The organism is Vibrio sp. 10N.222.55.C6, from assembly GCF_041473395.1.
Classification (GTDB): domain Bacteria; phylum Pseudomonadota; class Gammaproteobacteria; order Enterobacterales; family Vibrionaceae; genus Vibrio; species Vibrio crassostreae_C.
In genome coordinates, this window is record NZ_JBFRSD010000471.1 from 1 (window position 1) to 343 (window position 343).

At 47.2% G+C, this 343-nt stretch carries 1 protein-coding gene; it reads right to left on the bottom strand.

Going from position 1 to position 343, the window contains the following annotated elements; genetic code table 11:
• Window positions 1–343 (bottom strand): LytS/YhcK type 5TM receptor domain-containing protein (locus AB4486_RS24645; RefSeq protein WP_372119312.1); only part of this gene is annotated, 343 nt, incomplete at both ends.

Genomic DNA, 343 nt, shown 5'->3' on the forward strand with positions numbered 1-343 from the left:
CAGAATCAACATCTGAATGATCTCTGCAAATAGCGTCACAGAGAACACTACCATCGGATTAAACAACTGGCTGGCTTTGTTTTTTCTGACTAAGTACACATGCAGCAAGCCACCAATCAGGCCCTCTGCTGTCGTTGAGATAGCACAAGCTAAGTCCGTAAAACCACCTAATGAATAGCGATGTATCCCGCCAGTAAAGCCCACTGCAAAGCCAACCACAGGACCACCAAACAAACCGCCCATGACCGCACCCATTGCTCGCGTGTTAGCGATGGCATCATTGATTTGCAGTCCGAAATAGGTGCCCATAATACAGAACAGAGAGAATAGAACGTAACAGCTG